The sequence below is a fragment of the Glycomyces mayteni genome (assembly GCF_042428885.1).
In the GTDB taxonomy this organism is placed as follows: domain Bacteria; phylum Actinomycetota; class Actinomycetes; order Mycobacteriales; family Micromonosporaceae; genus Glycomyces; species Glycomyces mayteni.
In genome coordinates, this window is record NZ_JBHMBP010000002.1 from 734,518 (window position 1) to 752,314 (window position 17,797).

General features: G+C 60.6%; 12 protein-coding genes and 2 pseudogenes. 9 read left to right on the forward strand and 5 right to left on the reverse strand.

What is annotated here, in order from left to right; all coding sequences use genetic code 11:
- Positions 1-682 precede the first annotated feature (682 nt).
- The 3 genes from ACFFXY_RS10105 (at position 683) to ACFFXY_RS10115 (ending at position 2,532) form a co-directional block, all read left to right on the forward strand.
- A complete protein-coding gene (locus ACFFXY_RS10105) occupies positions 683-1,039 on the forward strand; it encodes a CU044_2847 family protein (protein WP_382349227.1) in 357 nt (118 codons plus the stop codon).
- A 13-nt stretch (positions 1,040-1,052) separates the two neighbouring features.
- Positions 1,053-2,147, forward strand: coding sequence for a S1 family peptidase (locus tag ACFFXY_RS10110; RefSeq protein WP_382349230.1), 1,095 nt, complete (start codon positions 1,053-1,055; stop codon positions 2,145-2,147).
- Between the two features lie 235 nt (positions 2,148-2,382).
- Positions 2,383-2,532: a hypothetical protein gene (locus ACFFXY_RS10115; RefSeq protein ID WP_382349232.1), complete on the forward strand. Its 150-nt coding sequence runs from the start codon at positions 2,383-2,385 to the stop codon at positions 2,530-2,532.
- Between the two features lie 24 nt (positions 2,533-2,556).
- Here ACFFXY_RS10115 and ACFFXY_RS10120 read toward each other — a convergent pair whose 3' ends face one another.
- From ACFFXY_RS10120 to ACFFXY_RS10135, 4 genes and pseudogenes are all read right to left on the reverse strand, one after another.
- Positions 2,557-3,426 carry a hypothetical protein gene (locus tag ACFFXY_RS10120; protein ID WP_382349235.1) on the reverse strand — a complete coding sequence of 290 codons (870 nt, stop codon included), beginning with the start codon at positions 3,424-3,426 and terminating at the stop codon, positions 2,557-2,559.
- On the reverse strand, positions 3,416-4,813 hold the full coding sequence (locus ACFFXY_RS10125) for a WD40 repeat domain-containing protein (RefSeq protein ID WP_382349238.1): 1,398 nt from the start codon (positions 4,811-4,813) through the stop codon (positions 3,416-3,418). Before ACFFXY_RS10125 ends, ACFFXY_RS10120 begins: the two co-directional genes overlap by 11 nt.
- Positions 4,814-5,689: 876 nt before the next feature.
- Complete coding sequence (locus tag ACFFXY_RS10130; protein ID WP_382349240.1) at positions 5,690-7,732, reverse strand: P-loop domain-containing protein; 2,043 nt, start codon at positions 7,730-7,732, stop codon at positions 5,690-5,692.
- Between the two features lie 896 nt (positions 7,733-8,628).
- A pseudogene (locus ACFFXY_RS10135) lies at positions 8,629-9,309 on the reverse strand (IS701 family transposase); the annotation flags it as partial.
- Between the two features lie 324 nt (positions 9,310-9,633).
- Here ACFFXY_RS10135 and ACFFXY_RS10140 point away from each other — a divergent pair.
- The 6 genes and pseudogenes from ACFFXY_RS10140 to ACFFXY_RS10165 all read left to right on the forward strand — a co-directional run bounded on the left by ACFFXY_RS10140 (position 9,634) and on the right by ACFFXY_RS10165 (position 16,728).
- Positions 9,634-10,743, forward strand: coding sequence for an alkyl/aryl-sulfatase (locus tag ACFFXY_RS10140; protein ID WP_382349243.1), 1,110 nt, complete (start codon positions 9,634-9,636; stop codon positions 10,741-10,743).
- A gap of 60 nt (positions 10,744-10,803) precedes the next feature.
- A pseudogene (locus ACFFXY_RS10145) lies at positions 10,804-11,676 on the forward strand (SulP family inorganic anion transporter); the annotation flags it as partial.
- The gene (locus ACFFXY_RS10150) at positions 11,558-12,469 is read left to right on the forward strand and encodes a SulP family inorganic anion transporter (RefSeq protein WP_382350607.1); all 912 of its coding nucleotides are present in this window, start codon (positions 11,558-11,560) and stop codon (positions 12,467-12,469) included. The pseudogene ACFFXY_RS10145 and the gene ACFFXY_RS10150, both read left to right, overlap by 119 nt.
- Before the next feature lie 694 nt (positions 12,470-13,163).
- Positions 13,164-14,942, forward strand: a complete 1,779-nt coding sequence (locus ACFFXY_RS10155) for a hypothetical protein (RefSeq protein WP_382349246.1) — start codon at positions 13,164-13,166, stop codon at positions 14,940-14,942.
- Positions 14,943-14,976: 34 nt separating this feature from the next.
- Positions 14,977-15,426, forward strand: a complete 450-nt coding sequence (locus tag ACFFXY_RS10160; RefSeq protein WP_382349249.1) for a hypothetical protein — start codon at positions 14,977-14,979, stop codon at positions 15,424-15,426.
- 201 nt (positions 15,427-15,627) lie between these two features.
- Positions 15,628-16,728: a hypothetical protein gene (locus tag ACFFXY_RS10165; protein ID WP_382349252.1), complete on the forward strand. Its 1,101-nt coding sequence runs from the start codon at positions 15,628-15,630 to the stop codon at positions 16,726-16,728.
- Between the two features lie 114 nt (positions 16,729-16,842).
- On the opposite strand, the gene ACFFXY_RS10170 is transcribed toward ACFFXY_RS10165, so the two are convergent.
- Complete coding sequence (locus tag ACFFXY_RS10170; RefSeq protein ID WP_382349254.1) at positions 16,843-17,616, reverse strand: hypothetical protein; 774 nt, start codon at positions 17,614-17,616, stop codon at positions 16,843-16,845.
- Between the last annotated feature and the right edge of the window lie 181 nt (positions 17,617-17,797).

A 17,797-nucleotide genomic window follows, 5' to 3' on the forward strand; every position in this document is an offset into this window, starting at 1 on the left:
AGGTGGCTCCGGACCGAGTGGTACACGGTAGCGCTCGCGTTTCACGCTAGACCGCTTCCAACGGGTCTGCGATCCCGGCGTGCTGACACTGACAGCGCGACGCGGTTAGTGCGCTCTGGTCGATGTCGCCGATCGTGCCGCGGCGTGATCCTGTCGCACGAACGGCGGCACCTCAGAGTGGATGTGGGGGTCCAGGCCGCCGCAGTCCTCCCAGACGAACCAGTCAAACACTCGCACCGGTTCGACCCCTGTGAACAGGGGCACCGCCGGCTGCTTCGGGTTCGTCTTTGCGGTGATCCGGCCTTCCGGGGCCAAGAGCGCATAGGGCTCGTATTGATTCGAGCCCGCGCTTTGTGCTTTCACCTCGAGGTACAGCGCTTCGGCGTACTCAGAGAGGATTTCGGCGGCGACCGGACTGCCGGTTCACGAGCCCCGTGCCTGTGCTGCTATGCGCCCCAGACCCTCTCATCGAAGCCCTTCACGTCATCAGGAAACAGGAGTGAGCCCTGCCTGGAGGGGGTGGGCAACCGAGTGCTATGAGACCTGTGTGGATGCGGTGCGACTCCCGGATCGGTTGTTCGTCTCCGGCAGTGCGACGTGCCGTGAATCATGCCGGGCCAACCGTGATTCGGCCTCGTATGATTTCCTGGAGATCGAACGCCCCCAACGGAAGGCCCGCAGCGTGAGCGAAGCGATCAGTATCCCCTTGGACGATTCCGCCGTGATTCTCATTGAAGCGGCCGATCCGCTCCCCGGCGCACGCCCGGCGGCTGGAGGAGCAAAGGTGGTTACCTCCACCGCCGGTTCGTTGGCGAAAGTTCTGGAACCGGCGGGGAAGGCGGCTCGCGCGGCCTTGAGCGCCTTCCAGGACGACGGCGCCGAAGAGGTCGAGGTCGAATTCGGACTCAAGCTCAACGCCGGTGCCGATGTCGTGATCACGAAGGTCACCACCGAGGGCCATTTCAAAGTCCGGGTGCTCTGGAAACCGCAGCCTTCGAACCGACAGACCTCGCAGCCTGATCCCTCGAAGGAGTCCTGAAGTGGAGCCGTGGATGCTGCGCATCAACCGCGGGTGTGGCATCCTGCTCAGCAAGGACTATGCGCTCACCTGCGCGCACGTTATCGATCCGACCTCGCCGGCCAAGGCGCCCGATGCGCCGGTATCCATCAGGTTCCCCGGCATCCCTAGGGGCGCTCCTGTCGCCGCCGCTGTCCATCCGAAGGGATGGAAGCCCATCGGCGCCGACGAGAGCGGCGACATCTGCGTCCTGAGGATCGATGGAGCCCTACCTGTTCAAGCACGTCCGGCCCCGTTGCGAGTAGTCGCGGCGAAACAGGATCGAGACGTCAAAGCGCACGGATTTCCCGACGACCTGCCGGAGGGGGTGTGGGCATCGGCGGTCACCCAGGGCCGTACCGGTCCTGGCGGCGAATGGATTCAGCTCCGCGGCGAAACCCTGGTTGGCAAACCGATCACCGGTGGATTCAGCGGTGCCGGAGTCATGGACGTGCGAACGAAAGCCGTCATCGGCATGGTGATCCGCGAACGGGTCGACGCGATGACACAGACTGCGTTCATGATGTCGCTGGAGACGATCGCTGAGTACTGGCCGAAACTCGACGACTTGCTCGACGAGGCAGGCAGGAGCGACGAGCAGGTCAAAACCTTGCAGGCTGCTCTGGTGGAAGCGGGCAAGGAGAGCCAAAAACTGCGTGAGCGATTGGAAAAGGCTGAGGCTTCGCTGCGGGCACGCGCCGACCAGCGGAAGCCCTTGAAGAAGCGAGAGAAGGCTCGTGCCAGGTTCGTGGACCGCTACCGGCAGTTCTCCTGGTGGGATCTCAGTGACACCTTGGATGACGAAGAGGTATACGACGAGGCCGCGGTCGATGAGTTCAAGGCTCATATGCACCTACTTGTCCAAACCGACGACATCGATGGATTGCGAAATTTCGCGTTCAGCAAGCACAAACGCAGGCGTGAGTTTCCGCTGATCGATCGGAAGAAGCAGCGGGCCGCATACGAACGGGACTACGGAACCGACGAGTACGTGTGGTATCGGGGATACGAGTGCGAGTACTTCGATCCTTGTATACAGCAGCTGCGCCTCCTCATAACATCCTACTTGGATGATATCGACTTTTCCTGAGCGCCGGAGTTTAAGGTGACGCAGAGGTTTTTGCCGCTGTATAGTCCTGGAAAATCGGTCGCTTGGCAGTGCACGAATACCGATCGCGCCGATCCGCGGCCACTGCCGCCTGGTGGGCGGATTTCCTCGGCTGGCGTCTGACTCACGTCACAGACGCGGAGGTCGCGCTCGAACCTCCCGGATCAGGGACGTCACCTTTGGCGAGCGCCTGAATCGTCCACACCGGCCCCGCGCCATGGCCGCCTTCCGCAACCTCGCCATCGGCGCTCTCAAAATCCTCGGCGCGACCAACATCGCCAAGACCACCAGAGCGATCCGGAACAAACCCGAACGAGCCCTCCCGATCCTGGGCATCACCCACAACCCGAACCCTTCGGGAACTTGATCAAGCCCTGCCACATGACTCGGGCTAAACCATGAGCGATAAGCGGGCAAAAGGAGGAGAGCCTTCTGCCCACTTTTGCAGGAGTGTGCCGAGTTCGCGACAGCGCAGATAGTTCGTCATCTTGTGGAAGTCAAAACGAGCAATCGAGTCCTGGCGATCGTAGTGCACTCCGCGAAACTGTCGTGAGATGCCGCCAGGAGGCGTCGCGATGATGTCGCCAACGTCAGCAATATTCGCCCAGTATCGAACTCCTGGGGGACGACTTCCTTTTCCGTTGACAGGGGCAGGTGAAATTCTAGGAAAAATGATTCCAGGGAAAGCAAGCGGGGAACCCATCGTAACGAAGAGGGGAACTGTGATGCCGTTCTTCCAAAGAGTTTCGTATGCAACAATAGAACCGAGTGAATGAGCAATGACTACATCGGCTCCCTCAATGCAGCTAGAGACGTGCTCGATTACAGCAGACTTTGGTTTGAATCGACCTTCGGTACGAAGGAAATATGTGACTTCTCTTGCGAAACACTTTACGAAATCCTCAACGATATCTTGCCGAAATCCAGTTTGAGACGCAATTCGCGCTACAGGAATATGCAACCAACGGGTGAACTCGCCTTGGGCTCCCTTCAGGTCGGGAATCCATGGCTGAAGAAACACTCTCAGGAAACTCTCGGCGTCGGGCTCTAGATCAACTCCACCTTGTGATCCTTTACGTCGCAGAATATGGGCATAATATGCAACTTCGATGGAAACATCATCCTCATTCCAAGGGAATCGCGGGGAAGACTGGAGTCTGCGATGGAACTGCTTGGCCAGTGATGTGGCGATTTGTTCATAGACTCCTCTCCTATAGTTCTTGATTCCATGTACTATAACTATCCTCAATTCAGTCTCCAAACTCTGATGGCGGCGAGAGCGCCAGGACTTCGTTTTCTGCCCCGATAAAAAGGTGGCCCCTAGTATCAAGAAGAAAACTGTTCGCGGGTTTCGGAAGTGGCAGGGTGGAATATGGCTTATTAGACTCGTGATGCCATATTCGCAGTGAACTGTCGTCACTGCTACTAACGATGATGATACGTCCGCCGTGCTCATACGCCGACACGGCGCGTACCGGAGAGCTCGAGGTAGAAAGCGTACGGATTGACTTTGATTCTGCGTGCCAAATCGCCACAGTGCCATCTATGTGACCCACCACAACGACTAGCCTTCCTGCAATTGATTCGAGTTTGACTGCTCGAACCGGTGATGTGCTTAGGGGCAGTGTACGAGACGTGCCATTCTTAAGGTTCCAAAGAACCACAGTTGAATCCGCCCCGCAGCTGGCGAGCATTGGAATGTCATCTATTACCTTGAAGTCAATTGCATGAATTCCTCCATGGTGTACAAGTTTTTTGTCTTCGATGAACGATCCTGCAAGGTCTCGAATGTAAATCGTTCCTTCTCGATCGGCAATCGCAGCTTTCGGTCGGTATCCTACTTGCTGAAATCTCACGCACAAGAGCTCATTACAATTGCATTCAATCTCGCCCCGGATACTGCCAGTTTGAAGATCCCACCAGTAGGCTCGGCCTTCTTTGTATCCAAGAAGTGCGGTGAACCTGCCACCATGAACTCCAAGATCGAGGTCGGAAATAACCTTTTCCGCGCGGCGCTCGAGCAAGTCTCGATGCCTCCCGGTGCCTCCGTGCCAAGAAACTATCGAGCCGTCCTCGTGCCCGGACACTACAACGGACTCACCAGATATGACAGTTCCGATCATTGAAATGACCTTTGCGATCGGCATCTCGAGTTTAGATTCCGTTGAACTTGAGGAAGGTCTCCAGGATCGGATGGACCCATCGCCGCCGCCTGAGACGCCAACACCCTGGGGGTCAATTGCTATTGCGGTAACGGCGCCGTGATGGCCACTTGAAGCGCTAAGAAGTTTACGGTCTGACAGTCGCCACGTACGTATGACTCCGTCATCTCCACCGCTGAATACCGTGAACGGTGTGCTGGTCACGTTCGCGGCAACTGATCGAACTGCACCGAAATTGCCACGAAATACGATAACTTCATGATCTTGGTATTCGCGACTTCCTGGCAGAAACGGATATGAAACGACAACATTCTCGTCGTCTCCCCCGCTCGCGATGATAGCAGTTTTTACGGTGGACCTGAATGCCAGCGAGTTCACTCTCGCTGCGTGCGAATGTACTGCCCAGGGTTCATTCGGTGCGTCTGTATCCCATGCCCATACCGTTCCGTCCTCGAAGCCGGCGACCACAATCTCCACGTCGTACATTGAACCGTAGGATACGCACGTGGCCCCTCCCGTGGACCGGCGCGTGGTAAATACTCTCCGAAGTCGGGCTGATTTCGCATCCCAGGCGCGCACGGCGCCGTCCTCCTCTGCGGTGAGAACGACTTTTCGATTTCGTATGGATCCAAATGTAATTCCTTGAACTCCTGCGCCATTCGATTCCTTGAATTCGGAATTCTCGCTCGAACTAAGATTCCAGCGATGAATCTTGTTCCGGGTGTCGGCAATGAATGCGACTGGCTGATCATTCATGCTAGTTAGAGCAATCGACCGAACTAGACCAATCGTCGGCGGATCCAGGCGAGAAAGTTCCTGGCCTGTCACGATATCCCAGACCCCAATTCCAGCGCGGATATTACTTCCTCCCACGACCGCGACCCTACGTGAACCCACCCGCGAAAGTGCCAAGCAGGTGATCCTACCGTGCAGGGTACGAACGGCCTTCGTCAACGCTTCGTCGACCGCACCGCCGCCGCACCAGATGGGCATCCATAGATCGCCATCGACGGTCGGATTGAAAACCCCTACACGTCCCTGATCAATCACCAACCGCTGTTTGCGCAGAATATTGTGGGACTTAGCGCGGAGAAATTCTGCGCTCTCGAGATATGCGATAGCCAACGCCTGGGACTCTGGCGGCATTGCGACTGATATCAGTGGAATTAGCGTACTTGCATCCGCATTAGCAAGGAAATTCCGTTGCGGAAGAAGCTCGCTGAGTACTCCGGCGGCGGCGGCATGTTCGGCAACGTGCTCTTTCAAATAGTCCTCGGCGTGGTCCCACCCACCTTGCTTACCGTAGGCAATGAGCTCCTCGGCAACCAACCGACTGCATTCATCTGCAATCATCATAACCTACTAATCTTGAAACTCAAACGGGTGATTTTTAAGGTGATCCGCCAACGCCTTGTGGAACAGCTGATATACGACGCCGCCTGACGAATCGACAGCCGTACGCACATAGACTTTGACGCCGTTATTTGATCCGAGAATGTCGACCACATCAATGTCATCCGTAGCATGGAAGACATTGATAGCGAGAGTTCGTATGAGAGCGGCAGACATACCGCTTCCTCTGGTATGTGCCAAGGAAGCAAGTACCGCTCTTAGATTGCGGCGCTTGGTTGTATCTTCGACATTACTGAGATGGAGCTCAAGCACGCTCGGTAGTGTCACAGGTATTTTTCGGTCCAGATCCTCAAGACGCTTGGGCACTCTACGCATATTGACAAGGTGCTCAACGTAGAGGGCTGCCACCAAAAATGCTCCGCATCCTATGTTTGTCGGATTTTCCACGAGTCTTTTGGCGATCAATTGAGAAACTGCATTTGTGCTGCCGCCGTCCCATTGAGATGCTCTATTCAGGACTTTAGAAATGAAATCATGCAGATCGCCGCGCAGCATCGCCGTGTCTTCATCCAGCTGATGGGATACAGGGTTGGACGCGTCCGAGAGCAGGCTTTCAACGATGGCTTTAAGGCCACCGGTGTCGTTACGTGTAGCTACCAGCATTCTGCAGATCGGCTTCTGGTGCTTCCTTACCGAAAGCAGTGGGCGAAGCAGTACCTCGGCGGTCGTCTCGGGTGATGTGGCTTCGTCAAGGGCATCGATGATTAGCATGGGACTTTCCTGTTGTTCATACATCCAGTTACGAAGTCCCGCTACAGTCGGTTCGTTCATCAACCGATGATCCGATTGGTCCTGTTCTGCGTATTGTTTTGCGATGGATTCGATAATTTCGGCAGTTTGCAGTTGGCGGGCGTGCACTGCGGCGACGGCACCAACTCCTCCGTTAGTGAAATTCGGGGGAAAATCCAATGACTCGATGTACGCCCAGTGTTCGGGGTCAGACAGAAACACGGGATGCGAAGTGAGGACATTTGCGGCGACGATGCTGGATTTGCCAGCTCCGGCCGCCCCTGTAATCAACCACAGCCCGCAGTTGGTTTCACTGTTGGTTCGCCACGTTCCGATATCACGTAGAATATCTGCTCGTCCGGTGAAGTTTCTTCCTAGTCTATCGTAGAAGTATTTGGTCTCTGCAAAATCCTTAAGTCCACCTTCGACCTGTTGCAGGGATTGGAGCTCTTTGATGGACGCATCAATCCGGCGAGGGACTCGAAAGAACGGAGCCTCAATGTCGTCACCACTGTCGAATCTTCCGCTGAACCAACTCTTAGGCAAGAGTCCCTCTTCAACGCCTGCCTCGACTGCTTCTTGAGCCTTGATCAAATTGTAGGTGCGCTCAACAGCAGTCCTGAACAGTTTCATCGGATAATATCCGCTATAATGAGCGAGTTCTCCATTCTCGATCTGTTTGAGAACTGCTAGAACTGATCTAGTAAACCATCCGTAGAAAGCTGGCTCGTTCGCAGAGGCACCTGCTATCCAAAGGTACTCAATATCCCCCTTTTCCAGTCGCTTCAAGCCTGCTCCTGCATTGCAGAGATCAAGTATAAGAAGGGCATGTGAATCTTTCTCCGCAAGATCAGCATTCAGGCTTTCGCACAGGTATCGCAAGTTTGTTTCATCCGCGAATCGACCTCCACTTGGAATGAGATTGAGACCGTTTTGACGGTTATGGCCGTGCGCAATGAAATGAAAGATTCGAAGCGGCGCCCTGGATGTCTTGATATCCCTGAGGCGTCCAAGTTTCCTGACATCCGCCTTGCGGATGCGGATGACGTCGTACCCGAGGCTGGTTCCGCCAAGTAGCCCAGCAAGATCATCCGCTTGCTGTGGTGCGAAATCGAGGTCATCCAGTTCCGGGTACTTTGCGTCCTGCATGGCTTGACATTTGGGCTTGACTTCCTCAGCAGTCACAATGGCGCACTTGCGTTCGAGATTCGGCACTGCACCGCCCTTGGCGATCGAGGGTTGGGGGACACTGTCGATCAGCATAACTCTTCGTGGTGCTTCAAAGTGGCAATGACTTCCTCGAACAAGGGATAATGCTGTGGCGATTGAATCGGGAGGTAACGTTGAGATCGAGATGGTGGCAAAATTTCAGGGCAAATCGGATGATCCTGTGAGTGTTGCGTTTTGATAAAATAGATTATCAGTTGAGTAAACTTGAGCAGGGAAGTCCTCGAGCTACGGACTGTCTTCATGCTTAGTACTGCTGCGGCACTTGGATTCGGCCGTTGTGCCTGGGGCATAATGTTTGGCATGTTTACCGTGTGCAGAAAGGGCGATGCCTCGTAGGTCGCCGGCGCGTGTTCGCGCGCTTCAACGCCCTCGCCCCGGTAGGTGGGACTTGTACTCACCGCCGCGATTGTCTGGCGTTTCGGGTTCCCTTGCTGCTGCCATCCGACGTCTTGAACACCGGGATCCGCGGTTCCGGGCTGGTTCCGTAGCGACGGCGCTCAATCTGTGGCGGAGCCGAGCGGCCGGCCCGGCCCGCTACTTGTTGGCCCCGGACCTCGAATGCGAGTGCGGCTGCATGGGCCCATCGACCCGGAAGTTGTTGGAGATCGCCCTCCACCGGCTTCCCCGCCGTTCGGCTCGAGAGCTGCGTCAGATGGTCGAGGCGATCGACGATCGCTTCCGCAGCCGCAGGTTCTCAGGCCAGACCGCTGCGTTGGCGTCGCCGGTGTTCCAGTCGGAGTATGCAGGGTCCGAGAAGGATCTATGGCGCTGCCGCGCTCATCAATGCCGTCGCATCCGTCTGCTGTAGTGGCTTTGCCTGGCCTGGTGTTGTTTTCGCCTTCTCCAGCGTGACCACGCGAGGCTCCGCTCGTTATCCCATTGGGGCGCAAGAAGAAGCATGTAGACCAGTCGCCGGACTTCGGGGACGGTCAGTGGGATGGGCTGCTCCGGTCTGACGGGACCGCCCCTTTTTCGCGCCCGGCGGATCGGGCGACTGCAAGCAGGGCGTGGGCGATCATCGCGAAGACGGTGTGGGCGTGCCAGGCCCGCCAGATCCGCGCTTGGTACTGGTCGAGCCCGCAGACGTCTTTGGCCTGCTGGAAACACTCCTCGACCTTCCACCTGGTCCCGGCGATCCAGGCCAGGGACGCGAGGCTGGACCGGCGGGGGCCGTAGGCGATGTAGTACGCGATCTTGGCCGGGTCCGAGGTGGACCGGCGGGCGAGAAGCCAGTGGCCCCGGCCGGGCCGCCAGGCCCAGCGGACCGGCACCCGCGCCCAGTCATAGCGGCGAAGCCCGTGCGAACCGACGCCGACGCTGATCCGTTGCCACGCTGAAGCCGGCAGGGCCGCGATGACCGCTTCAGCGCGCGGCTGGGAGAAGCCGATGACCACGTCGTCCTTGCCGCGGATCGCCAGGACATAGAACTGGTCGCGTTGCTCAAGCTAGAACCGGAGGTACTTCGCCGACCCGTAGGCCGCATCGGCCGTCACCCACCGAAACGGCAGTCCCGACTCCTCGGCACGCTCGATGATCGCTTGGGCCAGACGGGGTTTGGTGAGTGTCCCGGCCGCGATCCGCTCGGCCGAGACCCCGGCCGCCGCGCATCGAAGATGCCGCCTGGCCGCGTGGCAGTACCAGCGCTACGGGCCCTCCGCTGCGGCTGGCCTGAGGAGACTGCCCGGTCAGTCGGTGTGGAGTAGGACGGTTCCGTCCTCGGCGACGTCGTACACCTCGATGTTGAGCATGTGGCGGATACGGGGCGGACGCGCTGCGCCGCGAGGCGGCGCGATGGCACCTACAAGGTAAGAACATCGGGTAATCGACTACTGCAGCAGCGGCCGGGCCTCCGCCGATTACCGTGCAGGTCAGGACCTGACTACCAAACATGAGTCATATTCACGATAATCAATATGATGTAGGCCCCGTCGGAGATGAACTTCTACTTCCCGGGCGAGCGGGCCCTGTGCGCGGCCGAGAACGCCTGCCACACCTTGCACAACATCCTGACGCTGCGCGGCGCCGAGGTCCGCGACACGCGGCAGTGGTCGCGGTACATGGACGAGACCATCGACCTCTTCGCCGACCGGACCGACGTCGTCTTCGCCTCCCACCACTGGCCGACCTGGGGCCGCGAGCGCGTCGAGGCGTTCCTGGCCGACCAGCGGAACATGTACCAGTACCTGCACGACCAGACGCTCCGCCTCGTCAACCACGGCCTGACGCCGATGGAGATCGCCGAGACGCTCACCGAACTGCCGCCCGAACTCGAACGACGCTGGTACCTGCGCGGCTACTACGGGTCGATCAGCCACGGCGTCCGCGCGGTCTACCAGCGCTACCTGGGCTTCTACGACGGCATCCCGGCGCACCTGAACCCGCACGAGCCCGTCGAGGCCGCGAAGCGGTACGTCGCCGCGATCGGCGGCGCCGAGAAGGTCCTCGAAGTCGGCCGCAAGGCGTTGGCGGACGGCGACTACCGATGGACCGCCGAACTGGTGAACCACCTCGTGTTCGCCGAGCCGGACAACGCCGACGCCCGCGAGCTCCAGGCCGACGCGCTCGAACAGCTGGGCTACCAGTGCGAGAACGGCACCTGGCGCTCGCTCTACCTGATGGGGGCGCACGAACTGCGTAACGGCGTGTACAAGGGACTGGAGCTCACCACCGCCAGCCCCGACACCATCCGCGCCATGAGCCCGGGGCTGTTCTTCGACTACCTCGGCATCCGCATCAACTCCGACCATGCGGCCGACCTGCCGGAGCTGCGTTTGAATTGGGTCTTCACCGACCTCGGCGAGGAGCACGCGGTGCGGGTGCGCAACGCGACCCTGACCCACCGGTCCGGGGCCTCGCACGCCGACCTGACGGCGACGCTGCGGCTTTCGAAGGCGACGCTCGACGCGATCTCGCTGGGGCAGAGCGACTTCGGGAAGTCGATCGACGACGGCTCGATCGAATTCTCCGGCGACCGCGAGACCTTCGACCGGTTCCTGGAAACACTCGAGGACTTCGCGGTCATGTTCGACATCGTCACACCCTGACCGAAGGGGCCCGCGGCGCAGCCGCGGGCCCCACCTTCTCCTCGCCGTCCGGAGGCCCGAGTGAGCGCACGACCGAAGCCGACGCCTCGGGACATCGTCGCCGAGTTCGTCACCGGACTGTTCTCGATCCCCGAAGGCATGGCGTACGCGACCGTCGGCGGGTTCGCCGCCCCGATGGGCCTGTGGTCCGGCGCCGTCCCCACCATCGTCGGCTCGCTGTTCTCCCGCACCGTTCTCATGGTCACCACCCTCACCAGCGCGATCGCGCTCTCCGCCGGAGGCATCCTCGCCGACGTCGGCCTCGACCCCGGCGACGCGGGCGCGGTCGCCGCGCTCAGCGTCATGACCGGCCTGTGGGTACTCCTGCTCGGCGCGCTCAAGCTCGGCTCGGTCATGTCGTTCGTCTCCACGGCGGTCATGACCGGCTTCACCGCCGGCATCGCCGTGCAGATCGTCGCCGGCGTCGTCGAGGACGCCACCGGCTACGCGCCTCACTCGCACAACACCATCGGGAAGATCGGCGAAGCCTTCTGGCACCTGCCGGACTGGGACGGCCCCACCGTCGCCGTCTCCGGCGCGACCGTCGCTGCCTGGCTCGTGCTCTCCCGCTTCAAGCGCCTGCGCAAGACCGCCACCCTCGTCTCGCTCCTGCTCGTCTCGGTCGCCGCGACGCTCATCGGCACGGACGTAGAGCTCGTCTCCGACATCGCCGCCGTGAACCGCGAGCTGCCGCCGTTCACGCTCCCCGACGCCGCCGCGCTGCCCGGACTCGCCTTCGGCGGGCTCGCCATCGCCGTCATCGCCCTCGCACAGGCTGCCGGGATCGGCGCGGCCGTCCCGAACCCGGACGGCTCCCGCACCGACGCGTCCGCCGACTTCACCGCCCAGGGACTCGCGAACGTCGCAGGCGGACTCTTCGGCGCGCTCCCGACCGGCGGCTCCCGGCGTCGCCACCTCGGGCGGTGCGCAGACCCGCTGGGCCGGGATATTCGCCGGGGCCTGGCTGGTCGTCCTCGTACTCGCACTCGGACCCGTCGCGGGCGCAATCCCCATGGCCGTCATCGGCGGCCTCCTCGTCGTCATCGGCGGCGAACTCGTCGCAGGACGCCTGCGGGACATCCGCCTCGTGCTGCGCACCTCGTGGCTGTCCTCGGCCGCCATGATCGTCACCTTCGCATGCACCACCCAGATGCCCCTGCAGCGCGCCATCTTCGTCGGCGTCAGACTGTCCTTTATCCTCTTCGCGGTCCAAGCCGCGAAGAACGGCCGCATCGTCGAGCTCGTCCCGCTCGACGACGGCGACTTCCGCGCGGCCGACGCCCCCGCAGACCTGCCCAGCGGAAGGACCACCGTCCTCCAGTACGTCGGCTCCGGGTTCTTCGCAGAAGTGAACCGGCTCGAAGAGGAATGGCCGCACACCGCGAACACCCACGACGCCGCACTCGTCATCTCCCTCAAAGGCTCGGCGGGAATCCCCTCGACGACCTTCCTCAAGTCTCTCGACCGACTCATCGAGCGCTGGCACGACAACGGCGTCGAGGTGATCGTCTGCGGCGTACCCGAAGACCTGAAACGCCGCCTCGAACACCACTCAGGCGACCACCTCCGCAACGCGATCATCGCCGAGCGCGACGGCGTTCTCGCTTGCCGAGGATCGTCGCCTCGGCCACCCTGCCGATTAGCGCCGCTCAGAGCCCGGACCCGGCAGCAGTGGTGGTTTCGATGAGGTGGCACTGTCAGGGCAGGTGCGGTCGGTTCGATTCCTCAACCAGATCTGCTTCGCGATGCTCAGTATCGACTGTGCGGACGACCGCCGAGTCACCGTCAAGCAGGAGTACGGCGACACGGTCAAACCGCTCACCGAGGCTTTCGATGAAGACAGGGCCGAACGCGAGATCGTGGACCGTACATCATGGATGAGGAAGAAACGAGAACTATTGCGACGTAATGAATCTGAAAGATATTCACTATCATCGATATGAAGTGGACCTTAGCACCGCTTACTACAACTCATCTTTGTACCTTCGAGAGTCAAGAAGAGACTTCGCTCTTACCTCCGCCTCACCTACAACCAAATTGCCAAGACCGTGTTCCCGAATTATCAAGGTTTCCGCGAATTTGGTCAGTGACGGTGTGAGCCGTTGCTGCGGGGTTATCTCGTTATGGGCTTTGGGTCGTTGATTGCGGCTGCTGAGCTGACCCAGGGCCATAATGCCCCAGCCGCGGGACTTCCGCTGTAACCGCGGGATTCAAGTGTTTGCGGTGTGAATTCGTCCATGGGCAGTTGGAGCGAGCAGTAATGAACGGGCGCTTGAGAACTGAAGCGAGATCGCAGCTCCAGGATGCCTGGGCGGCGGCGATCTGTGTGAACTTCAGGTCTGCAGCAGTGGGGTGGCGGAGCGCAAGAGCTAGTGTGGTGCATGCTTGATTGGTTGTTCGGTAGGTCATCGGGGCATGATGCGGTCCTGCCTGGTGCCACGGTTCACTTCACCTTCACAACCAGCATCGGTCGTTCGCTGAATCTCGAGCGTGCGTCACGACAACTGTTGCAGTCCGACGTAGCGATAGCAGCAGCTTGGCCCTCCGAAACCGGAATTAGACTGACCCCGGCGCTTGCGCGGCTCGATCGACGTGCAGAACGGCTGCAACGGCTCTACGACGATATTGCCCGCGCAAGAACTACTTCACAATGGGCTCGATTCATGGTCAAGCATCCGGTGGTCGCGGCCCGATCCCTCAAGACTGCCTGGACAAGCGAGCCTGAACGTAGTGAGGAAGGACCGTCCGGTCCTGAGGGCGACCGTGTGGACAGCGAGGTGCTCGACACCGCCAGAGCCGTCAGCATCGACGCGCAGAAGGTCTCCCTCGTCGAGCGTGAGATCTCAGCCGATCTCTTTGGCGGAATGGATCAGGACGAAGACCGATACGTCAGGCTGTGCCTTCGATCCTCCTACCATCAGGTGGAGCCCCCGTTCAAGGGCCACCGGCCGTTTGACGTTGCCTTCGAGCCGCGACTACTGCTTCACGAATCCGGTGTCGTTCAGCTGACGATTGCTTTGCCAATCAAAGCGGCACTCACTGCCCGTGAACTTTCGACAATGTCGATCGCGAAGACCCCGTGCATCACCATGTCAACCTTCCCCGAACCTCTTCTCGCCGGCCTTCGAACCACACGACGCCGACCGCCACTTGGCACCTGGCTGGAGGATCTGGACGCAGGTGCCCGGCTCAGGGAGATGTCTTTCGACCAACCATGCACGATTGAGGACGTGCTGGGTCGTCACCTTGAAGCCATCGGAGCGACCATCGGCTATCGCCTGCCGCAGAGCTTCAACATCTATGCGACGGTCATGACCGCTGCCGGACGATGCTGTAACTCTCATCAGGAGTGGAAGAGGGCCCACCGGAGTGAACTGCGAACCATCGCTGCGCGATGGTTCGGCGAGGATGAGCTCTCTGACAATGTTGACGAAGGACGAGACTACTCAAGTACACGTAGCTCCTCGCTCCACCTGAACCTTGCCTCAGCCCTGCATATTACTTGGCGAGGCAAGCCGCCTAGCCCCATGAGAGAGCTGTACACCGTCCTTGTCATCGAGTACGGCATGCTTCTCTACTGGCGCCTAGCAGAAATCGAACGACGAGCGCCCCGATTGAGTACCGGCGACCGCGCACTGACAGTGCTCTATCGGGACATCATTCAGCTGTTCGCAGAGCTGCGTCAGGGAAGTATTCGGTACGGGTCGGCCAGGGACATCTCACGCAGTCTGATCCGACATCTCGGCGGTGACGACATGCGAGCCGTGATTGAGACAAGCTTGAGTCTTGGAGCGCAAGCATACGCAGCCAAGAGGGCCGCCACTGATGCACGCCGCAGCCTCGGCATAGCCCTCCTCGGTGCAATCATCGCTGCGCTTGTCGCAGTGCCGGTTCTCAGCGACTTGCTGGACGGCGCGCAGGGCGAGGCGTTCGGAGGCTTTGCTGGTGTCCTTTATGCGCCGATTGAGTGGGCGGCAGGCCTTGGTCCTTGGGGACCATGGGCCATTCTTGGACTCGCGTTCACAGCAGGGGCCGTTGTGTGGCTAGCTCCGATCGCGTTGAAAGCGACCACGCTCCGGCTACCCCGACTCTTCAGACGACGAGGCAGCTTCACCGCGCCTCCAAATGTCCAATTTACGATCGACGACGATGACGCTTGACGGCAACATGAGGCCGCAACCGTGGTAGGGGTTGGTGAACGCCACTGCTACCGTGAGTCTGATGTGGGGTGTGCTTCTCGATTGGGTGACGTTCGGCATTTCGGTTGTCGCTGTTGGTGTTTCTGTATGGAGTGTGCGGGTTGCGCGTCGGTCGGCTGATGCTGCGGTCATTTCTGCTGAGGCGAGCGCGAGGATGGCGACTCTGGCTGAGATCGAGGCGAGCCGCCCGACGCCTCCCTGGAAGCTTGAACCGCATAAGCCCGGCGCGGTGCTTCTGATCAACACTTCAGGAGAGGCTGCACACCGCATCCGAATCAGTGGCGATGTCTTCCCGAATCCACCGAAAGTTGATATCGGCCCCTTTGACTCGATTCGGCTTGAGGATCTGTCCGGGGACGGCGGTGATGGAGAGCTTGTGGTGGTCTGGGATCGGCCGCCCGAGGCTGGGGGAGAGACGGTGGTTTGGCACGGAGTGCTGCCGTAGTTCAATGGATCTCGCGCGCGGCTCGTTCAGCCGCTCGCTGCGCGGCGATGAGGGTGTCTTCTCGCGTGGTGTCAGGGAGGCCTTCAAGGGAGAAGGGGGTGGTGACGTATGGGTGGACCGCGGGATTACCGTCACGGCACCAGGATGGCTTTGGCTGCTCTCTCACGCGGCACCTGCTACTTCCCTGGGTGTGATCAGGCGATGGTGCGGTTTCTCGACGGGCATCTCGATCCGTTCGTGGAGTGCCAGATCGCCCATATCAGGGACGCGAAGCAGGGGAATCGGTACGACCCGGGTATGAGCGATGAGGATCGTCGCTCGTTCCCGAACTTGATCCTGCTGTGCAAGGCGCACCATGAGCTCGTCGACAAGCGCTGCCCTGAGCAGTACCCTGCCGAGGTCCTGACTATGTGGAAGCACGCTGTCGAACAGGGCCTTGACGCTGGTGCGCTCTCGAGTCTGGAGGATCGCGACCTTGCGGAAGCGCTGGCCTTTGGTGCGGTTGCGATTCGCGCCTCGCTGCTCGACCTCGGTGGACGCGGCGGCAATGCACCGGGAGCGGGTGGTGGTGGCGGCGGTGCGATCGGCCGGGGCGCGGTGGGCGGGTCCGGGGGTCCCGGCGGGGATCTGCACCTCGATGGCCGCCCGGGTGCAGCGCCAGGCGCGGGTGGTGGTGGGGTCGGAGCGGTCGGCCCGAACGCCCGAGGCGGGGAGGGCGGCGGCGGTGGGGAGATGTTCGAGCGCCTCATCAGATTCGATGAGGAGGACGTAGCCTCCCTGCGATGCGAGATTGGCGATGCAGGCCGTGGCGGGCCGGGCCGGGGCGAGGATGGCAGCGACACGGTGGTGGAGCTCATTCGAGCAGACGGGACCGTAGCCGAGACGATTTGCGCCGCCGGTGGCAAAGGCGGCGCTCCTGGAACGCTCGGGACTCCCGCGGAGGTCGTCGCTGCGATCCTCTGCAATGCGGCCGAACTGCGCGAGGGCCTGTTCTATAGCCTCGGTGCAGGCTGGACGACGTTCACCGCCGAGACCATCCCGTTCGAGTTCAGGGCTCCGCTGATGCTCGTGGTCCAGCTCGACGACGACCGGGCCGGACACGTGAGCATCGGACTCGAAGACCCGGAGGGTGGAAGGCGCGAGCTTGCCAGCCCCTCGTTCGAGCTGCCCGTGGACACCCTGGTCCCGCGGGTGAACGCGCTTCTATCTCTGTCGGCCACCATCGAGCAGCCGGGTGTGTGGACGCTGACGATCTCAGGGAGCAACACCATCAATCTCCCATTGGAGATCAGAACACGGTGACACCCAGGAACGCCTGGGAAGCCTCATCCGACGGTGCGCGATGGAATGACCGACGTGCGCGCTAGGCTGCGGTCCTGAAGAAACTTCGACTGAATGGGGTTGGCTCGCACTCCTCTACGGCGCGATCGTGGTTGTTGTTGGGGAGAGGTTGAGTCGTCGGATCTTCTCGATCTGGACGTCGCTGATCATGCCTGCATCGATGCGGCAGCTGAAGGTCGCTTCGAACGGGTCGGAGGAGGCGATGACGGGGTGGCCGAGGAAGTCGCGGCTTTCGATGAGCTGTGTGGCCGCGGTCGTGCCGAAGCCCCAGGACCCGGCCAGGATGAGGATTTGTTTCCCTGGTGCGTACGGGTTCGGGCAACGGATGATCAGGCCCTGGTCGGAGACGAGTCGTCCCGCTTCGTCGGTGAGGCAGTCGGTGGCGGATCGCTGACGGCTGTCGTAGATCCTCGTGTCTTTCCCGATCGGGCCGTCACTGGATCCGAAGGTGAACGTGCAGGGCAGCTGCCGCATGATCTTGTCTGACACGGAGTTCGAGTGCGGCCCGCCGATGAGCACGAGGTGGTCGCGCAGTTGCTCTGGTGACACCTGGTGACTGGGGAGCAGGTCGTATTCGCGGATGCCTGCATCGTGGAGCTGGCGCTTGAGGCGGACGAAGGCTTCGATGTCACCGAGGCCGGCGAAGCCGGCGCGTTCGCGCCGATAGTACTCGTCTTCGATGAAGCTCCCGATGGCGATCCGGACTGCGCCCTTGGTGAACGGGGCCCAGAAGGACCGGAGGACCCGGCGCCGGAACATCGTGAGGAACCGTTGGGCGAACAGGCCGCACGCGAAGAAGATGACGGCGGCCGCGAGGTTGATTAAGAGGTCTTGAAGGGGTTCAAGCACGGTCGTCAACCTTCCGGATCGAGACAGAGCAGCCGTGATCGCTGCCCTGGCGGCTCCTTGATGATAACGACGCCCGTCAATCGGCACGAAGCACCGCGAGGCAGCGCGATGGCACCTACAAGGTAAGAACATCGGGTAATCGACTACTGCAGCAGCGGCCGGGCCTCCACCGATTACCGTG